Consider the following 26235-nt stretch of genomic DNA (forward strand, 5'->3'; position numbering starts at 1 on the left):
TTTACGGCTCCGACTGCGCATAACTCTGAGTAGGCATTTCTAGCGCCTCACCAAAGCAGCGGAAATAATATTCGCTCACCAGCTCTTTCTCTTCATCTTCACAACGGTTGAGGAATGAAAGCCTAAATGCAGTCGCTACGTTATCGAATATTCGAATGTTTTCAGCCCATGTAATCACGGTTCTCGGAGACATTACCGTTGACAGATCGCCCGCTCTAAAACCATTTCGCGTTAAACCAGCGGTTGCGATCATTTTCTCAACCAACTGCTGACCACTTTCATTGTTCAGCTCTGGGCGCTTGGATAACACGATCTTAGTTTCATGTTGCGGATCTAAATAGTTAAGCGTGGCGATGATGTTCCATCGGTCAAGCTGGCTATGGTTAAGAACCTGAGTACCGGAATACAACCCCGAGAAATTACCCAACCCCAGTGTGTTACAGGTTGCAAATAGGCGAAAAGAAGGGTGAGGCGTGATCACTCGGTTTTGCTCCAAAGAGGTGTATTTGCCGTCTTGCTCTAAGAGTTGTTGAATCACAAACATTACATCAGGTCGTCCTGCATCGTATTCGTCTAATACCAGAGCGATGGGTTGCTGGATACTTTGCGGAAGAATGCCTTCTTTAAACTCTGTCACCTGCATTCCATCTTTAATGACGATGCTGTCCTTTCCTATGAAATCCAATCGGCTTAAGTGTCCGTCTAGGTTGATCCTCAAACACGGCCAGTTCAATCTCGCAGCAATTTGTTCAATGTGGGAAGACTTGCCTGTTCCGTGTGTACCTTGTATCAACGTGCGGCGATTAGAGGTGAAACCCGCCAATATCGCTAGTGTTACTTCCGGATCAAAACAGTAGTTAGGATCGACCTTGGGTACATACTCGCCAGCATGTTCAAACCCCAATACGGTTAGGTTACTGTCGATGCCAAAACACTCTCTCACACTTACTGGTTGCGTTGGTATCAATTCCGCATCATTCATTTTTCTTCCCTCTCAATAGCTTCCATGACTGCCTCGATGGGCGATATGTCATCGATTATTAACAGCTCACTCTAAGTTAACGGCACTTTTTGTACGAAAAACTATCAATAATGTGATCCAGTTTTATTAATTAGAATGAATTGTTCCAATTTAATATAAAAAGTTGACGCGCAAAAAATCTACTACTAAGGTGAAAATGAATTCGAAAAAGAGACAATTCATTCCGAAAAATGAAATTTTGGTTAACTCAAGGAGAATGGAAGAATGAGTGAGCAAGAAAAACGTACGGTTGTTTCCGGCACAGTAACAATGACACCATCAGAAGCGTTCGTTGAAACTATGGTTGCTAATGATGTTACCGACATGTTCGGCATCATGGGGTCAGCATTTATGGACGCAATGGATATCTTTGCTCCTGCTGGCATTCGATTGGTCCCAGTGGTACACGAGCAAGGTGCTGCTCACATGGCAGATGGTTACTCTCGTGTATCTGGTCGCCATGGCGTGGTTATCGGGCAAAATGGCCCGGGTATTAGTAACTGTGTGACTGCGATTGCAGCGGCGTTCTGGGCACATAGCCCGGTCGTAATTGTGACGCCAGAGACAGGCACTAAAACAATGGGCTTAGGTGGTTTCCAAGAGTGTAACCAGCTTCCAATGTTCCAAGAGTTCACTAAGTATCAAGGACACGTAACGCACCCAGACCGTATGGCGGAATACACGGGTCGATGTTTTGACCGCGCGATGAGTGAAATGGGTCCGACTCAACTGAATATTCCTCGTGACTACTTCTACGGTGAAACTCAAACCGAGATCCCTAAACCTGCGCGTTTAGACCGTGGTCCAGGTGGTGAGAAATCTCTAAATGAAGCGGCAGACCTGATTGCTGAAGCGAAATTCCCAGTCATCATTTCTGGTGGCGGCGTGGTAATGGCAGATGCAGTTCAAGAGTGTGCAGCGTTGGCGGAAAGACTAGGCGCACCCGTAGTGAACAGCTACCTACATAATGACTCTTTCCCTGCGAGTCACCCATTATGGTGTGGTCCTTTAGGCTACCAAGGTTCGAAAGCAGCAATGAAATTGATGGCTCAAGCGGATGTGGTTATCGCTTTGGGTACACGTCTTGGTCCATTTGGTACCTTGCCTCAACATGGCATGGACTACTGGCCGAAGAACGCGAAAATCATTCAGATTGACGCCGACAACAAGATGCTTGGCCTCGTTAAGAAGATCTCTGTTGGTATCTGTGGCGATGCGAAAGCAGCTGCGGTTGCTCTATCTGAAAGATTGGAAGGCCGTGCACTGTTGTGTGATGACAATAAAGGCGCTCGTCAAGATACAGTAGCAACAGAGAAAGCACTGTGGGAAAAAGAGCTTGATGAGTGGACACACGAACGTGACTCGTTCAGCTTGGATATGATTGAAGAAAACTCTCACGAGACTCCGTTCTCTGGTGGCGAATATCTACACCCACGCCAAGTATTGCGTGAGCTAGAAAAAGCGATGCCTGAAGACGTAATGGTCTCGACGGACATCGGTAACATCAACTCAGTGGCAAACAGCTACTTACGCTTTGAAAAACCACGTAGCTTCTTTGCTGCAATGAGTTTCGGTAACTGTGGTTATGCGTTCCCGACCATCATTGGTGCGAAAGCAGCGGCACCTCATCGTCCAGCTATCTCCTATGCAGGTGACGGCGCATGGGGCATGAGCTTGATGGAGACCATGACATGTGTTCGTCATAACATTCCTGTGACAGCCGTGGTATTCCACAACCGTCAATGGGGTGCAGAGAAGAAGAATCAAGTCGACTTCTACAACCGACGCTTTGTTGCTGGTGAACTGGACAACCAAAGCTTTGCGGAAATCGCACGAGCAATGGGCGCTGAAGGTATCACGGTTGATAAGCTAGAAGATGTAGGTCCAACTCTACAGAAAGCCATCGACATGCAAATGAACGAAGGCAAAACAACCATCATTGAAATCATGTGTACTCAGGAATTGGGCGACCCGTTCCGCCGAGATGCACTATCAACGCCGGTTCGTTTCCTAGATAAGTACAAAGACTACGTATAAGTCATAGGAAGTTTGCCCGGCCAAAACAGTCTCATGAACGCTAGATAAAGCGTTATCGAGAATGTGGTCGGGCAAACAAATTAGGATTCAAAACTAGCGATTAATTGCAAATTGGATGATGAAACAGAATGGCTCAACGAGCGAGTTGTTTTCAAAGATTCTTAATAGTACTGATATCTAAGTATTGGGTCATATATTTCTATTATTTCGCTATAAATATTAGAGCCCTAATGAAACAACCAAGAAGAATAGGTGCGCGGTTTCAGTAATAGAGACTTATTAATAATTATTATGAGTAACTTTTAAATAGTAATTATCGATAAGTCGATAGAGTTCTTAGAATTTAGTATGTGTGTTTTATTATATGTCAGTTTTTAACGAATAAATTTCAATTTAGTTATTTATATTATCGAGTGGTTGGAATCAAATATGAACAATAAACGTTATATCAGCACACTCGAAGAACTGTATGAAATAATTGATTCATTAATGACTGAATACAGTGACCAACTTGGTTTGATGTATAACGTTTGTGATTGTGAAAATAATAATCTAATGCCAAGTTTAGGCCGTTCCAATCGTAAGAACATACGCCGTGTCGAACAAGAGTTGCTTTCAACTGTGAGAGTTTACGGTGGTCACTCGCTGAACTCACACGACATAAATGACTGGTTATTGATGTGTTTAGCCAAGAAGCAGGGCTTTCCCACCCGTTTACTGGAATGGACCGATAACCTGTTAAATGCGCTTTGGTCGGTGTGTCACAGCCAAAGTAAAGACTGCATAAATATAATTAAAGCTATTGATTATCATCGGGTTATTGTTTTTAGCTCGCCGTGTGATCTCAACAAAACTCAGATATTTAATGTGGCGGATTGCGATCAGCAAGAGCCACGCAAGGACAAGTGGTATTCCATTCACCCATTTAAGGAAGGTGGCAATGATGCCATTCAGCCTTTGTACGATGAGAAAGAATATTCAAACGGTCTAGTGTCCGTTCATATTCTTCCATCAGTGAAAGTAAACCTGATAAAGGAGTTAATATCCATGAATGTTTTAAATGAACCGACAGAGTATGTCGAAGAGAAACTAACGGATTTAAAAAACGAAGCACATGCAGATAACAACCAAGTCATAAATAAAGGTGACGGCAATATTGAATTGCAAGTTAATACTCATGATCGTCAACTTGAACAGTATGGTCGAAAGTATCATCAAGACTTTGATTTCGACTAAAGGCTAACACGTTCTAATTTAATTATACCTCTTATTTCGTCAGTGAAAAGTTGATTAAATAAAATTAGAACACTAATTAATTTATAAAAAGATGAAATCTGTGAGCTTAGAGATTGTTTATAACCTAACTCGAAGTTAGAGTGATGAGCCTTGTTATCAAGTTGTTAAATTTTCACAAATCTAGTTTAAACACTCTAATAAAAAAGTGGCGCAAAGCTACTGAAATTTAAACCAATAACGAAAACATAAAGGATTCTGGAATATGAATATGCAAACCAATGCGGCGACATTCGTGCTGGAAAACCAAGTCGATACCGCCTTTTTACAGTCTTTCAGTGATGCGTGGAATAACCATGATATTGAAGCACTCATGTCTTTCATGACAGAAGACTGTGTATTCCACACGGTGGCAGGAGAAGGCTTGCTTGGAAACACTATCGAAGGGTACGAAGCGGTTCGAAATAGCTTTGAATTGGTTTGGCAGAACTTTCCAGATGCGGCTTGGAGCGACCCTGTCCACTTTGTATGCGGTGACCGTGCTGTGAGTGAATCAACGTTTTCTGCGACGAACCCGGATGGCAGCGTCATCGAAGCTCGTATGGTTGATGTGTTTACCCTGAAAGACGGAAAAATCAGCGTAAAAAATGCCTTCCGTAAAACACGACCTCTTTTGACTCCCAGCAATACTCCCAAGAGCTAGACACGAAATCGCAACCCGTTCACGTGTTATGACTAGGAGAGTCGAATTATGAGTTTAGTAATGGAACAACCGGCAGCCGATGTGCCGCCAAAGGTGAAAAGCACCCAAGCAAAAGACAAATACGATCCAAAATACGATCCACTTAAAGACAAGAGCCCAGGTCACGGTAAGGAATATGCCCCGACTTATTGGGTAGATACCGCAGGCGCACCACCTGAAGATGATGGCCCAATCACGTCAGACATGGATGTCGATGTGGCTATTATCGGTTCAGGCTACACAGGCCTAAGTACCGCGATACACCTTGCTGAAATGTACGGTATTAAAGCGACTGTGATTGAAGCTAACCGTATGAGTTGGGGCTGCAGTACCCGAAATGGTGGCCAAGCACAGTGTGCTTCTGGGCGTTTGAAGCGTTCTCAGTGGATTGAACGCTGGGGCCTAGATACCGCGCTAAAAATGCACCGCGAGTGTGTGGATGGCATGGAAACGTTCAAGTCACTGATCAAAGACATCGATTGTGACCCACAACCGGGCGGCCACTTATATGTAGCTCATCGTCCAAAAGTGATGGCAACACTCGAGAAAGAAGCCAAGTTGCTGCGTGACACGTTCGATTACGATGCGCAGATCTTAGATGCGGAAACCGTAAAGCGTGATTACGTTGGTGACCAAGAAGCGGCAGGCGCGATGCATGAACCCGAAGGGATTGGTATTCATGCAGGGAAACTGGCGTTTGGTTACCTAAGAAAGGCGCGAGCTCTCGGTGTGAAAGTTCACCCGTCGAGCCCAGTTATGGGTTGGGAAACTCGTGGCGGTGTGCATTACCTGAAAACGCCAGGTGGTGTGGTGAAGGCGCGTTCTGTCGGTGTTTGTACGGGTGGGTATACCAGCCAAGGTTTGCATTCCGAGCTTAAGAATCGCCTTCTGCCAGTGCTTTCTAACTCGATGGTGACACGTCCTTTAACTCAAGACGAGATCGCTGCGTGTAACTTCAAAACCAATCAAGTGATTACTGATACTCGAATTCTGCGCCACTACTACCGTTTGTTACCGGATAACCGAGTACAGATTGGTACACGCAGTGCCATCAGTGGCAAGAACGCGCCTGAAAAGAAATATGAAGACATGCTGAGAGCGGATCTTACTCGAAAATTCCCGTCTCTCGATCAGATAAAAATCGATTATTCATGGTGGGGTTGGGTGGATGTTAGCCACGACATGATGCCGAGAATCTATCAGCCGAATCCAAAGCAATCGATATTCTACGCGCTGGGTTATGGCGGCAATGGCGTGATGTATTCCGCTCAAGCAGGTAAACGCCTTGCTCAGTGGATCGCAGGTGAAGGTCACAAGCTCGACCTACCAATATTTGAATCAAAACTTCCGTTCCCCAACGTGAGAGAAGTGGTGGAATCAGAGATGTTTGCACCGTTTCGAAGAATGGGGCAGCGGTTCCTTTATCAGTGGTATTCGTTAAAGGATGAAAGGCTGTAACTACCCGAACATTGTTTCCAAAATAGGGAAATAGAACTACGACCAGGAAAGTTGTACCAGGTCACCTTGTGAGCAAAGTACAGGCAGGAAGTCTGTATGATAGGAAAGGTTAAGACTATGAAATTGATTAAAAATAAAATTATTGCTGGTGTCACTATTGTAGCAACAGCGGTGTTATCTCATACCGCGGCAGCAGCGAATTTTAAAATGGCTATCGGCGATGCTGCTGGTGGTACGCAGTGGGAATTAGCGACCTCATTCTCTGAACTGATGGAGCAAAAAACAGACGGTAAAGTGAAAATCGATCTGTTTCCGAACGGCCAATTAGGCAATGAGCAAGACACCGTAAACGATGCTGCAATAGGTCTTCTCGACTTCTCTGTACTGGCGATCAACAACGTGACGCCTTTCTCTCCAACCGTTGGTCTATTGACCATGCCTTACGTGATTCAAAGCGCAGAAGAAGCGGTACTACTGACTCAAGGTCAAGTAGGCCAAGACTTAGTTGATAACACGATTCGTGACGCTGGTGTTCGCATCGTAGGTTGGGCTTATTCTGGCTTTAGGGTTTTGACTAACTCGAAAAAGCCCGTTGCTTCACCAGAGGATTTGAAAGGGCTAGTGATTCGTGTTCCTCGTAACGAAATCATGATTGCTTCTTATCAAGCATGGGGTGTAAACCCAACACCAATGGCATGGTCTGAGACTTTCACCGGCCTGCAACAAGGTGTGGTAGATGGTCAAGATAACCCTTACATCACAGTCCACGCGATGAAATTCAACGAAGTGCAAAAGTACGTGACCAACATTCGCTACATTTTCTCTCTAGAACCTCTAATCGTGAGTGAAACGGTCTTCCAACAACAGACACCTGAAATGCAAAAAATCATTCTTGAAGCGGGTCAGGAAGCAACAGAGCACAGCTTTGCTTATCTAGAAAATACGGAAAACAAGATTCGCGAAGAGCTACAAGCGAAAGGCATGGTATTCACAGACCCAGCAGACAACGAGCAAGAGTGGATCAACAAAGTGACTAAGTCAGTTTGGCCTAAGTTCTACTCAAGCATTGGGGGTAAAGACAAGCTAGACGACGTTCTTGAGTTACTAGGTAGAAAGTAACGATTAGATTCGCCCTATCTGCTGTTCTCCGCTACTTAATCACCTAGCGGTAGAACAGTGAGATAGGGCATTTACATGGCTGTACTCGTTGATCTGTTCTGTACCTGATCTTTTAGGACCGTGAGCGACTGGTTGTCATGTGAAAATCAACATTGGAGGTTATATGTCAGTCGCTAAAACAATAAAAAAACACCTGAACAACATTGAGGAATATACCTGTTGTTTGTTGCTTGCAAGCTTTGTCCTATTGCTGTTTACACAAATTATTACTCGTCAGTTTTTTGATTACTCTATCCCTTGGGGTGATGAAGTGGCGACCTACATGTTCGTTTGGTTTGCCTATCTAGGGGCTGTTGTTGCGGCCAAGATGTCGGCGCACAACCGAGTGAGCTTTCACTTTAAATTCTTTCCGCCAATCGTGCAGACCGTGAGTGAAACCATCGCTGACTTCCTATGGCTCTGTTTCAACGGCTACTTCGTTTACCTCAGCTACGACTTCGTGTTCAACAAAATGAATCTGTTTTGGAAGTCTCAAACCACAGGTATCCCGATGAAGTACTTCTACATGATTTTACCTATCGCGTTTTCACTGATGATGATTCGAATTATCTGGAACAACTATGAGCGTTTATTTAAAGGCGCAACCAACGAAGATCCAGAAGTCAAAGAGCTGCGCAAAATGACGGCACAAAAGTCCGCGCAATAGTCATCACAGAGAATAGTCGTAATAGAGAGATGTAATAATGGAATCCTATTTAACTCTAATTTTATTTGGTGGCTTTTTAACGCTGTTAATCCTAGGCGCACCAATCACAGTATCACTGGCCGGCGCTTCGATGGCGGCCTATATGTTGCTCGATAAAAATCCCATCGCCTTAGTACAAATCGCGTTTACCTCGGTGGGCAACTTCCCATTAATGGCGCTGCCAGCCTTTGTTCTTGCGGGTGCATTAATGGAGGCGGCGGGTATCTCCAAACGTCTGGTGGATATCGCAGAAAGCTTAGCTGGTCCCGTAACAGGCGGCCTTGGTGCGGCAACAGTAATGGCGTGTCTTTTCTTTGGTGCTATCTCGGGTTCAGGTCCGGCAACCACCGCAGCAGTAGGCATGTTAATGGTGCCTGCGATGGTTAAACGTGATTACGATAAGAGCTACGCTTCGGCCGTAACGGCTGCATCCGGAGGCTTGGGCATTATCATCCCGCCATCCATTCCTTTGGTTATCTTTGGTATCTCGGCAATGGGCTTAATGGCGCCACCAGAAGCCATTGCTCAACACGGCCAGTTTGCTTCCTTATCGATTCCAAAACTGTTTGTCGCTGGGGTTGTGCCGGGTTTCATTATGGCGTCGACACTAGTAGTCACTAACTATTTTATTGCTAAGCGTGAAGGCTATAAAGGGCTGACCGAAACGTGGTCGTTTGGCGATGTAAGGCACTACTTGCGCCGCGGATTATGGTCGATATTAGCGCCGTTCTTAATTCTTGGCGGTATCTACAGTGGCATGTTCACACCAACAGAATCAGCGGTTGTTGCGATATTCTATTCGTTGTTTGTGGGGCTTTTCATTCACCGAGAACTGTCGTTTAAAAGTGTGATGAAATCTCTGTCGACCACGACATGGATCACTGGGCGTGTGTTGTTGATCCTCTTTGCCGCTACCGTGTTTGGACGTTTGTTGATCGAGCAAAAGATCCCAGTAGTGGTGGCGGAATCGCTACTTAGTTTCACCGATAACATGTACATGGTGTGGGCGCTAACCATTACCTTGTTGTTGTTCATCGGTATGTTCATGGAAACCTTAGCGGCCATCATGATCATCGTGCCAGTGTTACTACCAATCATGTACATGCTAGGTGCTGATCCTACTCACGTGGGAATTGTGGTGGTGTGTACCTTATCGATAGGTTTTGCAACGCCGCCACTTGGAGAGAATATCTTTGTCGCCTCGGGCATAGGGGGCTCAACGGTTGAGCAAATCACCGCGAAGATCCACCCCTTTGTACTTGCTTCTGTTGTGGGTGTTTTCGTTATCGCTTTCTTCCCACAAATTACGCTTTGGCTACCGTCCTTAGTCGGCTATTAGGAGAGAGAACCATGAATTTATCCAGAATCATCCTCATTGGTTGTGCCGTGTTTGCTGTAGTGAGTGGCATTGGTTTACGTGCCGAACATTCTGAAACGGAGAAAGAAGCCAAGCCTGTAAACGTGCTCGATATTTCTGAACCACACGTTGTCAGTGATGCAGAAAGAAGAGCCAAAACTCTCCTTGCTAAAGCGGTGGTCCATGTTCAAAAGGATGGCGATGAAAGCGTTAAAGACTTTATGAGTGACCCTGAATATATCGATGGGGAGCTATATGTGTTTGCTTTGGGCATCGATGGCCAATTCCTTGCCAGTGGCGGATCTTCGATGGTGCTGGTGGGCGACAGTGTGTTGGACACGCAAGACGTTTACGGCAATCCTTTTTTCCGTGAAATGATCACCAAAGCGGTACACAACGGTTTTGGTGAAGTGAAGTATCACTGGACGAATCCGACTGATCGTATGGGTGAACCGAAAACTACGTTCTTTGAGCGAGTAGGCGATGTGATTGTGGCTGTGGGTTATTACCCAGAACGTTCGAGTGCGGCTGAGGCTAAGAGTTTATTGGCGAGAGCGATGACCGCGATAGTGGAGTCAGAACAAGAGAGTTTAACGGAGTTCAATGACGCCGAAGGAAGTTTTGTAGAAGGAGACTTATATGTGTTTGTGATGGATATGAGCTCTGGAAAACTGCTGGCGCACGGGGTTTCTCCTGAGCTTGTCGGGCGTTCACACAACGAAATTCTAAGCCCTGACGATAAGCCAATTCTCACGGAGATGTTGAACCTTGCGAAAGAAAACGGCCGAGGTGTTTACACCTACCGATGGTTAAACCCGCTGTCGAGCAAAGTAGAAACCAAGCATACTTACTATCGAGTGATCGACAATAAGTTGGTTGGAGTGGGTTATTACACAAATTCAAACAACACGTAAACGTGTTCCTACTGAACCCTCAATCCAGTGAAATAAAGGGCTGGGGGCTCGAAATACCGGTTTGTGTAAAAAAGCGATTTAGTAAAATTCACAGTGTGTAATTTTTGTTGTGAAATTGTTTCAAAAATACAAGTAGTATGAAAAACATGGAAACCACACAGTAAAGAACAATTTTGAAAAGGGTCTATTGGGATGTTTGACCTAAATGAAATTTAAAGCCGTACGAGGGATAGACTATGAATATGCTGACACTAGACAAAACAGAACTTCACAGAAACCATTCAACATTTATTGCTGAAGCTGTCTTTGCCGTCGAGATGGTGAAAGCAGACAAGCAACTCGAAAAACAAAAAATGGCGAAACAGCTGCTTGATACTCTATTTCCTCTAGAGACTGGTTCACATGAAGATGTAGTGAGCTACGAGATTGATTACCGACATGTTCAGGTTTATTTCAAAAACGGTGAACACACCGGCCTGAAACGCGCTAAGCATTTTGTAGCTTACACCGGTGACAAGTCTAAGCCTTCAGCAATCCTATTCCGCGATGAAAGCGGTACACACGTTGAAGTGACAATCGGCGCTCGTAAAGGCACAGGCCGTCTGGAGTTAGTTGATATTCAAGATATCCAATTAGAGACGTGCACCACGTTTGGCCAAACTGAGGCTAGCCGTTCTTCAGGTATTCGTCACTGGGTGAGCTTAGTAAAAGGCGATGAAAGCGGCCGCCCGAATGCATCAAGTGAAGACAAAGAGTTCACGGCGAAGAATGGCGAAGACTACAACCTAGGTTTTTGCTTCGCGATCTAATGTGCTGTCTTTGAAATGTGAAGTGCTGCTCTGCTAATCGCAGCACTGACATCCTAACACTGATTTCTCTTTTACCTTTGGTAATTTCCCCGCCCCTATAGCGGGGCTTTTTTGTTAGAGCTATAAATAAATTGGGTGGTTATTAAAATTATCTGTAGAAACTTTGAATGATATTTTACGGTGCGTTATTTTAATTTAATGCGCTGTATTTAAAGGTTTTTATTTGTTTATTTTATTCTGTTTTTATTGTCTCAACTATCATGGTTGACGGTGCTTTGGGTGACTATTGAGCAAAAACTCAGTCAAAATACTTCGTGCTGTGCTATTATGCGCGTCCTGGGATTGAGCCAGTAAGTCCATTTATCACCTTGCTCGGTGGTTTTTATCACGTTTTATTTTTGTGAAATGGCGAGCCAATCAAGTAGTAGTTGGATATGGAGAGCGTCCTTATATTCGTTGATTCGGATATGCGAACATCATAATTTATGAGTTTTAAATCAAAAAAATACAGTATTGATTCTACTGACTATCAAGTTGGTCAAGATAACGTCAGTAAATGGGGCATGGATGTCCATAACACAGTCTTCGTAGCCTCAGTAGGCTTATCTCTTCTCTTTATCATCACTCTTCTTGCTCTTCCTCCTGCAGATGCCAAAGCTGCGATTGATTCTATCAAGGGTGCTGTTTTATCTAAGTTTGACTTCCTCTTTATGTGGGGAGCCAACATCATGTTAGTTTTTGCCGTTATTCTTGCATTCTCACCTTTGGGTAAAGTTCGCTTAGGTGGCGAAGACGCGACTGCGGATTATTCAATGTCATCTTGGATTGCGATGCTATTCGCAGCAGGCATGGGTATTGGACTTATTTTCTGGGGTGTTGCAGAGCCAACGGCGTTCTTCACCAACTGGTTCGGAACGCCACTCGATGCAGAACCTTTCACAGAAGCTGGCCGTGAATTGGCACTGGGTGCGACCGTATTCCACTGGGGTTTCCATGCTTGGGCTATCTATGGCATGACGGCACTTTGTCTTGCGTATTTTGTTTACAACAAAGGCTTACCGCTATCAATGCGTTCCGTGTTCTACCCAATTCTGGGTGAACGAGTATGGGGCAAAACCGGTGATGTGATCGACGTACTTACTGTACTGGTTACGTTGTTTGGTCTTGCGACCTCATTAGGCTTAGGTGGTACACAAGCAGCAAGTGGTATCAGCCACGTGTTTGGCTTGGAAAACAACATCTTCCTTCAGCAATCTATTATCGTTTTGATTATGGGCTTGGCGATCATCTCTGTTATGCGTGGTATGGACGGTGGTGTTAAGTTCCTTAGTAACTTGAACATGGTTATTGCGTTCGTATTCCTTGGTCTTATCGCTGTTCTGAACTTCACAACTGTGCTTGATTCTGTGGTGACTGCGGTAACGGGTTATGTGAAAAACATCGTTGCATTGAGCCAAAGTTCTGGTCGAGAAGACACAACATGGCTACATGGTTGGACTGTGTTCTACTGGGCATGGTGGGTTGCGTATGCACCATTCTTCGGTATGTTCGTAGCGCGTATTTCTAAAGGCCGTACGGTGCGTGAATTCCTACTTTGCGTACTGATTATCCCAACATTGGTAACATCGGCTTGGATGTCTATCTTTGGTGGCGTGGCTATCGAGCAAGTGATCAGTCATGTGGGGCAACTTGGCCTCGACCAAGGCATCACAGATGTATCTCTAAGCTTGTTCTACATGCTAGACGCATACCCGTTTGGTAGCATTCTATCTGTTATCGCTGTAGCACTGATCATCGTATTCTTCGTGACTACGCTAGACTCAGGTTCTATCGTTATCGATGGCATGACGGCGGGTGGTAAGCTTGAAGTACCAGTGAAACAGAAAGTGGTTTGGGCGGTTATCTCAGGCGCTATTGCAATGGTAATGTTGTGGATTGGTGGTACTCAATCTATTCAAGCTCTGCAATCGATCACGATCATTGCTGCACTGCCGTTTACGATCATTCTTCTTATTGGCTGTTTTAGCTTGTTGAAAGGTCTACTGACTGAAGTAGATAAAGGACAAGAAAACGTTAGTGAAACCGCTAAATAAAGTAATCGAGTATGGGGAGTATATAGTTCGCTAATTACTCCTTTTTCAGTGTTATTTCAAAGCTCTCTTGTACTGTGTGCAAGGGAGCTTTTTTATGCCTGAGAAGAAATGGCAGGTAAGAGAAAGAGACAAAAAAAGAGCTAAAAGCGACTCGTCACTTGTGGCTCTTTTTTAGTTTTAGGGATTAGTTCTAAGGGACTAGCTACTAGCTATTGGCTTACGCGTTCAGTTCGTGCTGAATAACGTAATCCAAAGCACCGACTACCGCTGCAACCTGAGCGTCATTACACTCTTCGTCTGTCACTTTATCGCTGTCCGGGTAAACCTCTGTGGTTGTACCGTACTTACAGTCAGTCACACCGCCACATAAGCCAAGCTTCTTCATTGGGTAGTTAATCACACCATGTTGGGTAACTTCAGAACCAATGATCTTGCCGTCTGCATCTGCTGGCGCAATGTGCGTTACTTTTTCTACTGAAGCAATCACCGCCGCTTGGAATTCTGGCTGTGGATTTTCAGTATCGCCAACTGTGTAGAAGCCGTCTGGAATCATACCTTCAATGTACTCAATACCATCACGTGCTGCGAGTGCTGGTCGAAATTCTGTTTCGTCAGAATCTGTCGTTTCGTGTAGATCAACGTGAACCAAGACTTCTGGTAAAGAAGCGACTAACGCACGTAGGTTTGCTGATTCTTCTGCTGGCGTACCGTCATAGAAAGAGCGGTTTGGATCAACAGCATTTGGGTTCCAACGGTTAATCACTTCGTAACCCCAAGGGCTTACACAAGGTGCTACTACAATGTTGAAGTGCGCTACGTATTTCTCTGCTTGGGTCGCTGCAAATTTGATAGCGCCATGCACACCACTGGTTTCGTAACCGTGAACACCACCGGTTACCAGAATCGTCGGCTTTGACTCGTCCCAGTTTTTACTTTTGATTGCAAAAAGCGGGAAGCGAGCTTCATCGTAGCTCAATGCACCGTATTGCTCGATATCAAAGCGGTCTGCTAATGCTTGGATTTTTGGCACGACTTCTTGCTGGTATTCACGCTTAACGGTTCTTTGAGCGAACCATGCTTGACGTTCTGCTTCTTGCCATCTTTGTCCTGGCTTACCAATTGGGTAGGAGTATTCACTTTTCATCTATACTTCTTCTTTTATGTTCGCGAAAGATGAGGACAGACTAGTCCTGTCTAGCTGATCCGGCAATAGAAAACACAACTTGTGACTCTATTTTTTACAGACTCATAACTTTGACGAGTGAATTGATGGTGTTACATTTTATCAATTGTTTAATCCCTTAAAAGAGACCATAAAATGGCTGGAGCAAGTTTATTAACGCTACTGGATGACATTGCAACCGTATTGGATGATGTCGCACTGATGTCTAAGGTCGCAGCGAAAAAAACCGCTGGTGTGTTGGGGGATGATTTAGCGCTGAATGCCCAGCAGGTATCCGGTGTTTCTGCTGAGCGAGAAATCCCAGTGGTATGGGCGGTTGCCAAAGGCTCATTTAAAAACAAGCTGATTTTGGTGCCCGCGGCATTATTGATCAGTGCCTTTATTCCTTGGCTGATCATGCCTTTGCTTTTGATTGGTGGTCTGTTTCTTTGTTTTGAGGGCGCAGAGAAAATCTTAGAGAAGCTCTTTCCTCATGCTCATCATGATGATGAAAAGGGGGAAGATACGAGTACTGGTGAATCCATAGAGGAATACGAGAAGAGAAAGGTCGCTGGCGCGATTCGTACCGACTTCATCTTATCGGCGGAAATCATCGTGATAGCACTGGGTACTGTGACGGGTACAAGTATCCTTACTCAGATTCTTGTCGTGAGTTTGATTGCGGTAGTGATGACGATTGGTGTTTATGGCTTAGTGGCAGGGATCGTTAAGTTGGACGATTTAGGCTTCTATCTGCAGCGAACATCGAATGGAAGTACCATGAAAACTCAATTGGGTAACGGGCTAGTCGCGTTTGCGCCCAAGTTAATGAAGACGCTTGCTGTGGTCGGTACTGCAGCGATGTTCTTGGTTGGCGGTGGCATTGTGGTGCACAACGTTCCTGCGATTCATCACTTAATTGAGCCGATTATTATGGATTTTCGTGGACATACGATAGCGACAGCGGTGGTTCCAACTCTGTTGAACGGTGTTATCGGCGTCTTAGCTGGATTGATCGTCGTTGCTGTTTGGACTGTGATTGGAAAAATTCGCGGTAAGTAATCGCTCATTATTGATCTTAATAAAACCCTCTCTCCACGAGACGAAAAGGGGCACCATAATAATTATGGTGCCCCTTTTAATCTAATGGGTCGTGTTTAATTAACACCACGCTCTTATTTTGCAATATAAGCGCTTATTTACCGACTAAGCGTTTATTTTACAGACCAAGCAATCGTCTCGCCGCCACGGATTGGCACAACGATGTCTGAACCAAAAGGCATCGTTTCAGCAACGTTCCACTCTTCTTTAACAAGAGTGATGGTGTCCGTGTTACGTGGAATACCGTAGAAGTCAGGGCCGTTGTGGCTTGCAAACGCTTCTAGGTTCTCAATCTTACCTTCTAAGTCGAACACTTCTGCGTACAGTTCAACGGCAGCGTGCGCTGTGTAAGAACCCGCACAACCACATGCTGACTCTTTTGCGCCTTTTGCGTGTGGTGCAGAGTCTGTACCCAAGAAGAACTTCTTGCTGCCGCTTGTTGCCGCTTCGATAAGTGCTAACTGGTGAGTGTTGCGCTTCAGGATAGGAAGGCAGTAGAAGTGTGGCTTAATGCCGCCAACCAACATGTGGTTGCGGTTGTAAAGCAAGTGGTGAGCAGTAATGGTTGCCGCTACGTTGTCGTTCGCGTTTTTAACGAAGTTTGCAGCATCAGCAGTTGTGATGTGCTCTAGAACAATCTTCAGGTTAGGGAAGTCGTTCACAATCGGCGCTAGCACGGTGTCTAGGAATTGCTTCTCACGGTCAAAGATATCAACATCGTGAGTGGTTACTTCACCATGAACCAGTAGCAACATATCCACTTCTTGCATGGCTTCTAACACGTGGTAAATCTTTTGAGCCGAAGTTACACCTGAATCCGAGTTAGTCGTCGCGCCTGCTGGGTAAAGCTTTGCAGCGACTACTGCACCAGACTCTTTCGCTTTGCGAATTTCGTCAGGTGTTGTGTTGTCTGTCAGGTAAAGTGCCATTAGAGGCTGGAACTGCTCGCTTGGCTGCTCTGCCATGATGCGTTCACGGTAAGCAAGAGCCATTTCGGTATCGGTTACCGGTGGGATGGTATTTGGCATGATTAACGCTCGACCATTGTAGCGGCTGATATCGCGCACTGTATCTTTTAATACTTCGCCATCGCGTAGATGAACGTGCCAGTCGTCAGGACGAGTAATCGTAAGTTGTGTCATTGAAGGCTCCCACCATTTGAAGTGTTATGTAGTTGGAGCCTAAACTCGGCGAAATCTGTGAAAGCAATCGCTTACGTTTAGGCGACAGGATGATAGTGGAAAAGCACTTTCATTTCATCCTATTTTTAACTCTTCAGGGTTAGGAGCTTGTTTTTCTTCGTATTTTATTCGGTATTTAATTTTGAGGACGAGCTATCGAGTCGCCACCCAAAGCCCGTGGATCATTCCTGGCACCCAGAAGAAGAAGGTCAGGATGATGTTAATCAGCAGATCTTTACCTGCACCACGAGCGAAGAACACACCAACAGGCGGAAGCAGTACACATAAAATGATAATGACGAGTTTGTTCATGATAAATCCTTTTTATTCAATGAAAGTTCAATGCAGTAATTGTGTTCAAAGTATAGAACGTATGGAGAGTGTTACTGCATTGCTGCCTTAATGTATCAAGGTAGAAAGCTAAACATCTCAAGATAATAGCTTAGTATCAAGTGTTTAGTAGCTGCCAGTTTATCTATTTATAACCATTTGTTAGCATTGGGACAAACAACAAAACATTGGAATCGTTATGTCGCAGTCACCTTTAGATCGAAAGGCTTCAGAGCAAGCTCCTTCCTTATCTCAAATCAATGTGTTTCCGGTTAAATCAGTGGGCGGCATTGCGCTTTCTTCTGCTTGGGTTGAAAAACAAGGTCTCACTTTTGACAGACGTTTCATGCTGGCATTGGCTGACGGCTCAATGGTTACAGCGCGCAAGTACCCGAAGATGGTTAAGGTCTCTTCAAGTTTGCAGCCAGACGGTTTGATTTTTACTTATGAAGGTAAAGAGCCACTGCGTCTGAAATATGCAAACTTCAAGATGCAAGAAGCGCCTGCAACGGTGTGGAAAGACAGCTTCACGGCATACACGACATGTGATGAAGCAGATGATTGGTTCAGTGACGTGTTGGGTGTTCGTGTTGAGTTACTGTTCTCTGGCGAGCAATCAAATCGTGTCCGAGAAAAGCTTGGTCAGAATGTCAGTTTCGCTGACGGCTATCCAATGTTGGTGATTAGCCAAGCCTCTCTAGATGAGCTCAATCGCCGCAGTCCTGAAGTCCATTCGATGGATCAGTTCCGTACCAATTTTGTTGTATCCAATACAGAAGCCTTTGCTGAAGATGGTTGGAAGCGTATCCGTATCGGCGAGGTTGAATTCGAAGCGGTGAAACCTTGTGAGCGTTGTATCCTAACGACAGTAGATGTTGAGAGCGGCGAATTCAGAGCGACAAAAGAGCCTCTTAATACCTTCTCTACATTCAGAGCGAATGAGCGTGGTGGCGTATTCTTTGGTCAAAACCTTGTGGCAAAAAACGAGGGTTTGATTAAAGCGGGTGACGTGGTTGAAGTTCTCGAAACCAAAGAGAAAGAGCATTATGAAGACACTTGGGTCGAGTCTTTGCATTTAACCTGTGTTGAACGTGAAGAGATCGCTCGCGACTTTACAACGTTTTGGCTAGAACCAGCGAAAGAGAACCACTCACTACCAAGTTACCAGCCTGGGCAGCATCTACCGATTGAGATGGTGATTGATAGCGAGAAGGTTTCTCGTCGTTATACGTTATCTTCTAGCCCATCACGCGCAGGCCGTTTGGCGATTTCTGTGAAGCGAGTGGACGATGGTCAAATCTCTAACTGGTTAAATGATCACTTCCAAGTGGGTGATACTTTGGTTGCTCAAAATCCAGATGGTGCGTTCTACTTAGAAGCGAATCCAACTCACCCGTTATTGCTTTTGTCTGCAGGCAGCGGTATTACGCCAATGCTGTCGATGCTTCGCTACCTAGCCGACCATGGTCAAATTGATGACGTGGTTTTCTATCATCAATGCAGCAGCGAAGAAGACATCCCTTATCAAGCTGAGATTGACCAGATCGCCAAAGAGCACGAAGGCTTAAGTGTGATTTATTCATTGAGCCAACCAACGAAAGAGTGGGATGGTTTGTCTGGACGTTTGAGCGTGTCTCATGTCGCTAAAATTGAAGATCTACACAAGCGCCAAGCGTTCGTGTGTGGCCCTGACGGTTTTATGGATAATGCAAAGAAACTGCTGATTCAAATGGGACTCAACCCTCAGCATTACCATCAAGAAGCGTTTGGTGTGGCTCAGTCTACCGAAGAGGCGGTGAAGCAGCTGCAGCTAAGTGTCAATGGCTACCTGTTTGAAGGTAATAACCAATCAACCCTGCTAGAGCAAGCTGAGTCGGCCGGTGTGTCTATTGCTTCAAGCTGCCGTGCTGGTTTCTGTGGCGCTTGTAAAGTGACCCTTGAGTCAGGGCAAGTTCATCAACCGGATGTACCAGCATTGCAAGAGCATGAACGTAATATGGGTCAGATACTGGCATGTTGCAGTGTGCCTCAAACCGATATCGAAGTTGTTGATTAATGGCTAATTAAGTCATTCCCTTCATAAAATAGAAAAGGCCGGAAGTTGAACTTCCGGCCTTTTTAATTTGAGATTAACTTAAAGCATTAATCGTAGATCGTCGGGATTGGTTGACGCTTGTGTTGTGTTGCTTTGTAGATGCCCACTAAGCGGTCAGACACGTCTTGAGGCACTTCTTTGCCTTCAAGGAAATCATCAATCTGATCGTAAGAAAGGTTCAAGGCTGCTTCATCGGCTTTTTGTGGATCAAGCTCTTCTAGATCAGCGGTTGGCACTTTTTTAACCAGTAGCTCTGGAGCGCCCAGTGTTGCTGCTAGTTCACGAACTTGACGCTTGTTCAGGCCAAATAAAGGCGCTAAATCACATGCACCGTCACCGTGTTTGGTGTAGAAGCCAGTGATGTTTTCTGCTGAATGGTCAGTACCAATCACAAGGCCGCCAACGTAACCTGCAATTTCGTATTGTGCGATCATGCGAGCGCGAGCTTTCACATTACCTTTCACAAAGTCGATTTTTGCTGAGTCTGTTGGTAGTAAGCCTGTACCTTCAAGCGCAACGTGAGATGCAGCGTGAAGCCCATCAACACCCGCTTTGATGTTTACAGAAACAGATTGAGAAGGCTGAATGAAAGACAGCGCAAGTTGCGCTTCGTCTTCATCTTTTTGTTCACCGTAAGGTAGGCGAACTGCGATGAATTGGTAGTCGTTGCTACCAGCAGTTTCATTAAGGCTATCAACGGCCATTTGTGCCAAGCGGCCACAGGTCGTTGAGTCTACACCGCCACTGATACCAAGGATCAGGGACTTGCAGCCAGACTGTTGAAGTTTCGTTTTGATAAAGTCCACACGACGAGTCACTTCGAAGTGAGGGTCAATTGAAGGTAGTACGCGCATTTCGTCACGAATTAACTGTTCCATTCGTATTCCTTTCCTGCAAGCAAATTAAAAATCTAGTGTTATCATACCTAAATCATTCGATTTAAAAACCTCTTTGCACAAGCTTAGAAAGAGAAGGCAGTAATTAATAATGGAAAAAATAGCCATTTTCGGTAGTGCGTTTAATCCGCCGAGCTTAGGGCATAAAAGTGTGATTGATTCACTGGCTCATTTCGACAAGATTCTTCTGGTTCCAAGTATTGCCCATGCTTGGGGAAAAGAGATGCTAGACTTTGATACGAGATGTCAGTTAGTTAACGCATTTATTAGTGATCTTTCACTGGATCAAGTGGAGCTTTCTTTGATCGAAAAGAGCCTATTTACCCCAGGTGAAAGCGTCACGACTTTTGCAGTGCTCAGTGAACTTCAAAAGTTACATCGTGACGCTGAACTGACGTTTGTGATTGGCCCAGATAACTTCTTTAAGTTCTCATCTTTCTATAAATCAGATGAGATTACCGAGCAGTGGTCTGTAATGGCTTGCCCTGAAAAAGTCAAAATTCGTAGTACAGACATTCGTAATGCGTTGATAAGTGGAAGCGATGTATCAAAACTGAGCACTAAGTCAGTTACAAAGATGTTGCAAGATAGTGGTCTGTATACAATAATGTAGATTCATTAATTCAAGAGGTCTGATGACTATGCTAAAGCGCGCGATACCAGCGACGTTGTTGATAACAGCATGCAGTATGCCTGCATACGCTGAATGTGACTTTTTTAGCTTAGATTCGATCATGCTGACTTCTAGTGACGATAATTGCTTGGACTTTTCTTCGAGTATCGAGTCTTTTGGCCAACGTATGATGGAAATCAGTGGGCTGAGCGATGATGAACCAGAAAGTACACCTGATTATTGGTCTGATTGGGTTCTTCAAAGTAAAGACGCACCACTACTGACACAAAGCATTGAATCAAACTATGTAGGTTTGGGGATGTGGTTTCCCGAAGATCTGGAAGACGAGCAGTATGATATGTCGACGGAAGAGTGGTTGATGAATCATGGTCTTCAACTCAGCATCGGTTTTGGTGAGAAAGTAGAAGGGCAGCCGCGTATGCGCTTTGATTATCGTTGGCATGACTCACGTGACGCCGACCTAATGATGCAGGTTGAATTGCCATTTTAGACAGGTAGTGACATAGATAGATTGCTATCTATGTAAAAACACTAAGAATTAAAAAAGCCGCAAAAACTCAGTTTTTGCGGCTTTTTAGTATCTGGCTTATTAGTTTAAATACCAACTCTCACTTACCGCCAAGCTATAAATCTTCACCAAAAACAAGCATACACAGTTGCTCGAACTCTTCCTCTTTACCTGAGAACAGATCATCAATCACAAGTGAACGTTTTTGGCCTGACTGCATACGTTTCTTTGCTTCTCGCATCACCATCACCAGAGTGTGCTCTTGTGGTAGGTTTGAATCATCAATGTTCCATTGATTGAATCGCTGAGAAAGCGCACTTTCGCAAAGCAGTGGTTTAAACGACAGCACTTCTTGCTTCAATACAGAAAGCATATCTTTAAACGCTTGTTCCGTATTATTGGCATTGGAAGCGCGAGCTTTGGTCTGCTCTAGCTTTTCTAATAGTGCCGAAGAGAGGTTAGTTTGCGTAATGTACCCCGCTTGTCTTGGGAATGAATCCGTCAAACGTACAGAAAAGTCGACACGGCTAATTTGAGTGTTTGGGAAGTAAGTCAACGAAGTTAAGCAGTCAAAGGGAATCCAAACGCTTTGGCCAGGTTCAACAGCGTACTCTTGCTTACCCAGTTTGATCAAAACCAAGCCACTTTGAACCGATACAAGGCTATGTTTTAGTACTTTCTTGCGTGGTGTGATCACCAAGTGTGAAAAGTAAGCCGATGTATATTCAATAGCGAAGTTCATAGATAGTACCTTAATTTTGGGGCGTCAAGATTACCGTTAATCTTAAAGAATGCCAACAATAACAGGGGATTTTCACTGTTTCTGGTCTGACCTTGTCAAAAGTATGGGCTCTGTAGCTGCGAGAAGTCAAAACAACGCGTAGAATGAGCCAGCTTTTTATTATATGAATGAAAAAATGACCTCTCCAACCGATCCATATGTTGATATTCGTCCTTACGGCGATGATGAAATTCCAGCGGCACTAAACCGTCTTATTAATGATGAAGAATTTATCAGTGCAATCTTGCACTATCGTTTTTCAAACCATGCGTCTTGGTTCAAAGCATTAATGAGCCCTATTTTACGTGTGTACTTAAAAATGAAGTGGAGCAAGCTGACCAGCGTTGAATCCATTCAAATTGAAGTGAAAAAGTACTTACGCGATACATTGGCTAAGACGACCCAAGGTGTGACATACACTGGCGTAGAGTCACTGGATGCGGATCAAGCTTACCTGTTTGTATCGAACCATCGTGACATTGCTATGGATCCTGCATTAGTAAACTACGCCCTGCATCAAAACAACCATCAGACTTGTCGTATCGCTATTGGTGATAACCTGCTGAAGAAACCATGTGCGACGGAGTTGATGCGTTTGAACAAGAGCTTCATCGTAAAGCGTTCTTTGAAAGGACCGCGTGAGATGATGAAAGCACTAGGGCAGCTGTCTTCTTACATTAAGCATTCTTTAGAAACGGGCAACTCAATCTGGATCGCTCAAAAGGAAGGTCGCGCTAAAGACGGTAACGATTTTACTGAGCCAGCAATCTTGAAAATGTTTCACGTTGAAGGACGTAAGCAAAAAATTGCTTTCCCTGAATATGTGAAGTCATTGAAGATCGTTCCTGTGGCTATTTCTTACGAGAACGACCCATGTGACACAGCTAAAGCGATAGAGCTTTTCGAAAAAGACGTAAACGGTAGTTACGAAAAGGGTGAGTTTGAAGATATCGAAAGTATCATTCAAGGCATCATCGGTAATAAAGGACGCGTTCACGTCGGCTTCGGTCAGGTTATCGACCAAGATTTTGATACGCCTGAAGCTCTTGCTGAAGAGATCGATCGTCAGATCCACGATAACTACAAGCTGTTCCCAGTTAACTTGCTAGCAGCGGAAAGAGAAGACGAGTCGATTACAGCTGCGGTTAAGCAAGAGTTTGAAGAGAAGTTATCGACTTTGCCACAAGGCGCTCGTCAATACTTGATCGATAGCTATGCGAACCCAGTGAAGAATATCGGCTAACGAGTGTTAGCAAACGAGTTCATTGATGGAACTGAAAAAGGAGCCTTAGGCTCCTTTTTTGTTGCTGACCATCTGCTTTTAAGACCTAAAGTTTGGGTTGAACTATCGAGCGACGGCGCCACCGAGTTCTAGGTTGGTTGGCCATGTGGTTACAGTGTTGCCGCCTAGATAGATGTTGCCTTTGACTGTCATGGTATCGGGAAACGTTGTGATCCCAGAACCACCTATATATAAGTCACCATCAATGATTATCCCGTTTGGTAGTTCTGTTAAAGGCGTACGAATCACGCTCAGATCGCCTTTCACTCTAAAGCCATTAGGTAGCCTCTGAAGTGGAGTATCAGTGAGGTTGATAAAACCACCCACTCTTACGCCTCTTGGCCAGCTGGTGATTTTGCTGCCAATTAAGTCGGCGTAGCCTTTTATCTTAATTCCAGTCGGAACTCGAGAGAGCTGGCTGTTAGAGCCTTTGAGGCTACCGTTAACTTCTAAGCCTTTAGGCAGGCGAGTGATCGCTGTGTTCTCTATATTTAGATTGCCATCAACAATTAACCCAGTGGGTAGTGATGTATAAGGCTTATTTCGTAGATATAAGTTTCCGTAATTGTCGAGATGGTTCAATATTTGATACTGATCGAGTGGTTCTGCAGTCACATTTGTTATGGTTAAAGAACCAATAATAAGTGCAATTATTCGGAGCATAACGAGCTTCTTATTACGATAGACGTTAACACTATAATGAAAAAATTATTCTCGCATAGTGTTTTACTCATTTGTTGGTAGGTAAATAGGAATCAGAGACAATGAAAGGTAAATCTATGATTCGAATAAAGCGTCAAATTCTGACAATTTTTGTGATTTTATCCGCGGTGCTTTGCTCAATATCAGCAAGTGCTAATGAAACAATATCAACGCCAGCAAAGGCGGCAGTCGTCGTCACTCAGAGTGGTTCACAGCAACGAGTTTGTTATTACAATGATAGGGCATATAGTGTCGGTGCTATCGTTGAGGTGTCGGGTGTTGTGATTAAATGTGCGGCTGAAAATGACTTTGAGACTAATGGTGCTCTAGGTTGGGTTGAAATAATAAAAAAAGACGAGCAATAAACTCGTCTTTTAATAGTGTGCGTGTAAGTGCTTATATTAGCGAGCTAGAGAGCGAGTCTTAAGTTCGAAAATAATCTTTTCAGCGCTTACTTCAAATTTAAAGCGTGCATGCAATTCTGTGCTTTCTTCAGTCATCTCTGACGCTTCAAATTCAACATTGCTAGACACTTGCTTTGCTAACTCAACGTACTTAGCGAATTCAGCTTCAATAAGGGCTTTAGAGTTACCGTAAACTGTTACCTCAGCAACATCGTCGCCTTCTTTGATGATGAACCCGATTTCGCCCGCGCAGCCGCAAGCTTCACATACGTCGTTGTTACCAATATCTTGGCTCATAAATAATCCTCTTACAAAATCTGAGGTTATTCTAACGAGCAATTTGAACTGTATCTACAAAAATTAAAATCTTTGAACTAATTTGCATTGGTATGCTATGTTGTTTGTTACGGGGTTAAATGAATATGTACATTCGCGCCGACAAATATGTATGTGATCTATCTCATGTTTTGTTGAAAAGCAGTGTCATTAATTTGTTAGAATATCATTCAGTTAGTTGCGTCGTGACTAATTTTATAAGACTATCTATTGCTTGATAGGTATTTATACAATGAATTTATTGTTGGGTATTTGATATTCTAAGTAGTTATTTTAGATTAACCACTTAGAGCGGTAAGGTTACTTTCGAAGAATAATTAGACAAAGTGCCCAAAGAGGCAGCACTGTAAAGTTGTTTATGCGAAGTACTGGTGGGTATTTTAATGGAAATACTTGCGAAAAAATGCCTTGCTCACATAATGCTGATAACAATTTTCATTCTGACTTCATTTGATTGAGTTAGATGGATTTACAAAGAGAAGAGCCTGAATATGCCAAAGCGTAGTAAAGAAGATACAGAAATCACAATCCAGAAGATCATGGATGCCGTTGTAGACCAGTTACTAAGGTTGGGTTACGACAAGATGTCATACACGACGTTGAGTCAACAAACAGGCGTTTCTCGTACAGGTATTAGTCATCACTTTCCAAAGAAAACGGATTTTACTGCTGCTCTAGACGGTCGTATTTTCAAGATGTTCATGGAACACATTGACTTCGAAAATGGCCTTGACGCATTTTCAGCTAGCTGGGTTGCAGCACTTGAAGACGCTGAGTTCCTAGCAATCTTACGTTTACTTTTCCATCATATCGTTACTGCTGAGAGCGCTCATGAGTTCGCTGCAAACGGTATTGATCGTCTATACAAGCTGACTGAAACTCAGTTTGGCGATTCTAGCGGTAAAGAACTTGAGTGGTTGATTGGTAAATCATTGATTCGAATGAGCCAATAATCAATACACAATGAAAGAAGCTCCTACGGGGGCTTTTTTTGTGCCTGCAATTTCATTTATCTCGCTCTTTTTCTCTTGCTCTCACACCGTTGCCGCTAACTGTATTTAGTTCCAAATGAAGTTATTTCTTTTCTTTTTAAATGCTTACGTTTGCCTCTTATATTCAATCTTAGTTGCAAAAAACTAAGCAACACTAACTGATACTGTTTATTTCTAGAGCCTCAAACGCTCGGAGTGAGACGTTGTGGGGTTCATTGCTATGGTTGCTAATAAAATTGAGTTTCAGGCGAGAGAGAGGCTATGAGCCAATAAAAAGCCTCGAGAAAATCGAGGCTTAGAATG

Annotated in this window: 25 protein-coding genes; 17 read left to right on the forward strand and 8 right to left on the reverse strand. The window is 44.2% G+C overall.

What is annotated here, in order from left to right; translation table 11 throughout:
• Position 1: 1 nt before the first annotated feature.
• The gene (locus tag BCV39_RS07580; protein WP_102393923.1) at positions 2-982 is read right to left on the reverse strand and encodes an AAA family ATPase; all 981 of its coding nucleotides are present in this window, start codon (positions 980-982) and stop codon (positions 2-4) included.
• A 264-nt stretch (positions 983-1246) separates the two neighbouring features.
• On the opposite strand from BCV39_RS07580, the gene xsc reads away from it, so the two are divergent.
• The 10 genes from xsc to BCV39_RS07630 all read left to right on the forward strand — a co-directional run bounded on the left by xsc (position 1247) and on the right by BCV39_RS07630 (position 13528).
• Entirely contained in the window at positions 1247-3058 is a 1812-nt protein-coding gene (xsc, locus tag BCV39_RS07585; RefSeq protein ID WP_017057935.1) for a sulfoacetaldehyde acetyltransferase, read from the forward strand.
• A 429-nt stretch (positions 3059-3487) separates the two neighbouring features.
• A complete protein-coding gene (locus BCV39_RS07590; protein WP_102433060.1) occupies positions 3488-4294 on the forward strand; it encodes an FRG domain-containing protein in 807 nt (268 codons plus the stop codon).
• Between the two features lie 262 nt (positions 4295-4556).
• Positions 4557-4994, forward strand: a complete 438-nt coding sequence (locus BCV39_RS07595) for a nuclear transport factor 2 family protein (protein WP_102393921.1) — start codon at positions 4557-4559, stop codon at positions 4992-4994.
• A gap of 48 nt (positions 4995-5042) precedes the next feature.
• Positions 5043-6491 (forward strand): FAD-binding oxidoreductase, encoded by a 1449-nt coding sequence (locus BCV39_RS07600; RefSeq protein ID WP_102393920.1) that lies wholly within the window; start codon positions 5043-5045, stop codon positions 6489-6491.
• Between the two features lie 117 nt (positions 6492-6608).
• Positions 6609-7610, forward strand: a complete 1002-nt coding sequence (locus BCV39_RS07605) for a TRAP transporter substrate-binding protein (protein ID WP_048609745.1) — start codon at positions 6609-6611, stop codon at positions 7608-7610.
• A 163-nt stretch (positions 7611-7773) separates the two neighbouring features.
• Positions 7774-8316, forward strand: a complete 543-nt coding sequence (locus tag BCV39_RS07610) for a TRAP transporter small permease (RefSeq protein ID WP_017097758.1) — start codon at positions 7774-7776, stop codon at positions 8314-8316.
• Positions 8317-8353: 37 nt separating this feature from the next.
• On the forward strand, positions 8354-9694 hold the full coding sequence (locus BCV39_RS07615; protein WP_017057942.1) for a TRAP transporter large permease: 1341 nt from the start codon (positions 8354-8356) through the stop codon (positions 9692-9694).
• Between the two features lie 11 nt (positions 9695-9705).
• Positions 9706-10626 carry a cache domain-containing protein gene (locus BCV39_RS07620; protein ID WP_102433061.1) on the forward strand — a complete coding sequence of 307 codons (921 nt, stop codon included), beginning with the start codon at positions 9706-9708 and terminating at the stop codon, positions 10624-10626.
• Between the two features lie 236 nt (positions 10627-10862).
• Entirely contained in the window at positions 10863-11435 is a 573-nt protein-coding gene (locus BCV39_RS07625) for a malate synthase (RefSeq protein WP_017064292.1), read from the forward strand.
• A gap of 485 nt (positions 11436-11920) precedes the next feature.
• Entirely contained in the window at positions 11921-13528 is a 1608-nt protein-coding gene (locus BCV39_RS07630; RefSeq protein WP_102433062.1) for a BCCT family transporter, read from the forward strand.
• Between the two features lie 217 nt (positions 13529-13745).
• Here BCV39_RS07630 and BCV39_RS07635 read toward each other — a convergent pair whose 3' ends face one another.
• On the reverse strand, positions 13746-14672 hold the full coding sequence (locus BCV39_RS07635) for a M14 family metallocarboxypeptidase (protein WP_102433063.1): 927 nt from the start codon (positions 14670-14672) through the stop codon (positions 13746-13748).
• Between the two features lie 174 nt (positions 14673-14846).
• Between BCV39_RS07635 and BCV39_RS07640 the strand changes: the two genes are divergently transcribed.
• Positions 14847-15752, forward strand: a complete 906-nt coding sequence (locus tag BCV39_RS07640) for a DUF808 domain-containing protein (RefSeq protein WP_102433064.1) — start codon at positions 14847-14849, stop codon at positions 15750-15752.
• Positions 15753-15904: 152 nt separating this feature from the next.
• On the opposite strand, the gene pyrC is transcribed toward BCV39_RS07640, so the two are convergent.
• Both pyrC and BCV39_RS07650 read right to left on the reverse strand, forming a co-directional pair.
• Entirely contained in the window at positions 15905-16933 is a 1029-nt protein-coding gene (gene pyrC / locus BCV39_RS07645) for a dihydroorotase (RefSeq protein WP_050632884.1), read from the reverse strand.
• Between the two features lie 192 nt (positions 16934-17125).
• On the reverse strand, positions 17126-17284 hold the full coding sequence (locus BCV39_RS07650; RefSeq protein ID WP_004731890.1) for a YqaE/Pmp3 family membrane protein: 159 nt from the start codon (positions 17282-17284) through the stop codon (positions 17126-17128).
• A 217-nt stretch (positions 17285-17501) separates the two neighbouring features.
• Between BCV39_RS07650 and BCV39_RS07655 the strand changes: the two genes are divergently transcribed.
• The gene (locus tag BCV39_RS07655; protein WP_102433065.1) at positions 17502-19358 is read left to right on the forward strand and encodes a hybrid-cluster NAD(P)-dependent oxidoreductase; all 1857 of its coding nucleotides are present in this window, start codon (positions 17502-17504) and stop codon (positions 19356-19358) included.
• Between the two features lie 86 nt (positions 19359-19444).
• Here BCV39_RS07655 and nadE read toward each other — a convergent pair whose 3' ends face one another.
• Positions 19445-20275 carry an ammonia-dependent NAD(+) synthetase gene (nadE, locus tag BCV39_RS07660; RefSeq protein WP_055319374.1) on the reverse strand — a complete coding sequence of 277 codons (831 nt, stop codon included), beginning with the start codon at positions 20273-20275 and terminating at the stop codon, positions 19445-19447.
• A 109-nt stretch (positions 20276-20384) separates the two neighbouring features.
• Here nadE and BCV39_RS07665 point away from each other — a divergent pair, with 109 nt between their 5' ends.
• Positions 20385-20906 (forward strand): nicotinate-nicotinamide nucleotide adenylyltransferase, encoded by a 522-nt coding sequence (locus tag BCV39_RS07665; RefSeq protein WP_048662378.1) that lies wholly within the window; start codon positions 20385-20387, stop codon positions 20904-20906.
• 22 nt (positions 20907-20928) lie between these two features.
• On the forward strand, positions 20929-21417 hold the full coding sequence (locus BCV39_RS07670; protein ID WP_048661091.1) for a hypothetical protein: 489 nt from the start codon (positions 20929-20931) through the stop codon (positions 21415-21417).
• A gap of 133 nt (positions 21418-21550) precedes the next feature.
• On the opposite strand, the gene BCV39_RS07675 is transcribed toward BCV39_RS07670, so the two are convergent.
• Positions 21551-22177: a hypothetical protein gene (locus tag BCV39_RS07675; protein WP_048661092.1), complete on the reverse strand. Its 627-nt coding sequence runs from the start codon at positions 22175-22177 to the stop codon at positions 21551-21553.
• A gap of 175 nt (positions 22178-22352) precedes the next feature.
• Here BCV39_RS07675 and BCV39_RS07680 point away from each other — a divergent pair, with 175 nt between their 5' ends.
• Positions 22353-23459 (forward strand): 1-acyl-sn-glycerol-3-phosphate acyltransferase, encoded by a 1107-nt coding sequence (locus BCV39_RS07680; RefSeq protein ID WP_102433118.1) that lies wholly within the window; start codon positions 22353-22355, stop codon positions 23457-23459.
• A 102-nt stretch (positions 23460-23561) separates the two neighbouring features.
• Here BCV39_RS07680 and BCV39_RS07685 read toward each other — a convergent pair whose 3' ends face one another.
• Positions 23562-24161, reverse strand: coding sequence for a hypothetical protein (locus BCV39_RS07685; RefSeq protein WP_048662376.1), 600 nt, complete (start codon positions 24159-24161; stop codon positions 23562-23564).
• A 101-nt stretch (positions 24162-24262) separates the two neighbouring features.
• Between BCV39_RS07685 and BCV39_RS07690 the strand changes: the two genes are divergently transcribed.
• Positions 24263-24565, forward strand: a complete 303-nt coding sequence (locus BCV39_RS07690) for a YnjH family protein (RefSeq protein WP_102433066.1) — start codon at positions 24263-24265, stop codon at positions 24563-24565.
• A 36-nt stretch (positions 24566-24601) separates the two neighbouring features.
• Here BCV39_RS07690 and BCV39_RS07695 read toward each other — a convergent pair whose 3' ends face one another.
• Entirely contained in the window at positions 24602-24901 is a 300-nt protein-coding gene (locus BCV39_RS07695; RefSeq protein WP_017062761.1) for a YfcZ/YiiS family protein, read from the reverse strand.
• Between the two features lie 530 nt (positions 24902-25431).
• Between BCV39_RS07695 and BCV39_RS07700 the strand changes: the two genes are divergently transcribed.
• A complete protein-coding gene (locus BCV39_RS07700) occupies positions 25432-25893 on the forward strand; it encodes a TetR/AcrR family transcriptional regulator (RefSeq protein ID WP_102433067.1) in 462 nt (153 codons plus the stop codon).
• Positions 25894-26235: the final 342 nt, after the last annotated feature.

The organism is Vibrio sp. 10N.286.55.E10, assembly GCF_002872555.1.
Taxonomy (GTDB): Bacteria; Pseudomonadota; Gammaproteobacteria; order Enterobacterales; family Vibrionaceae; genus Vibrio; species Vibrio crassostreae.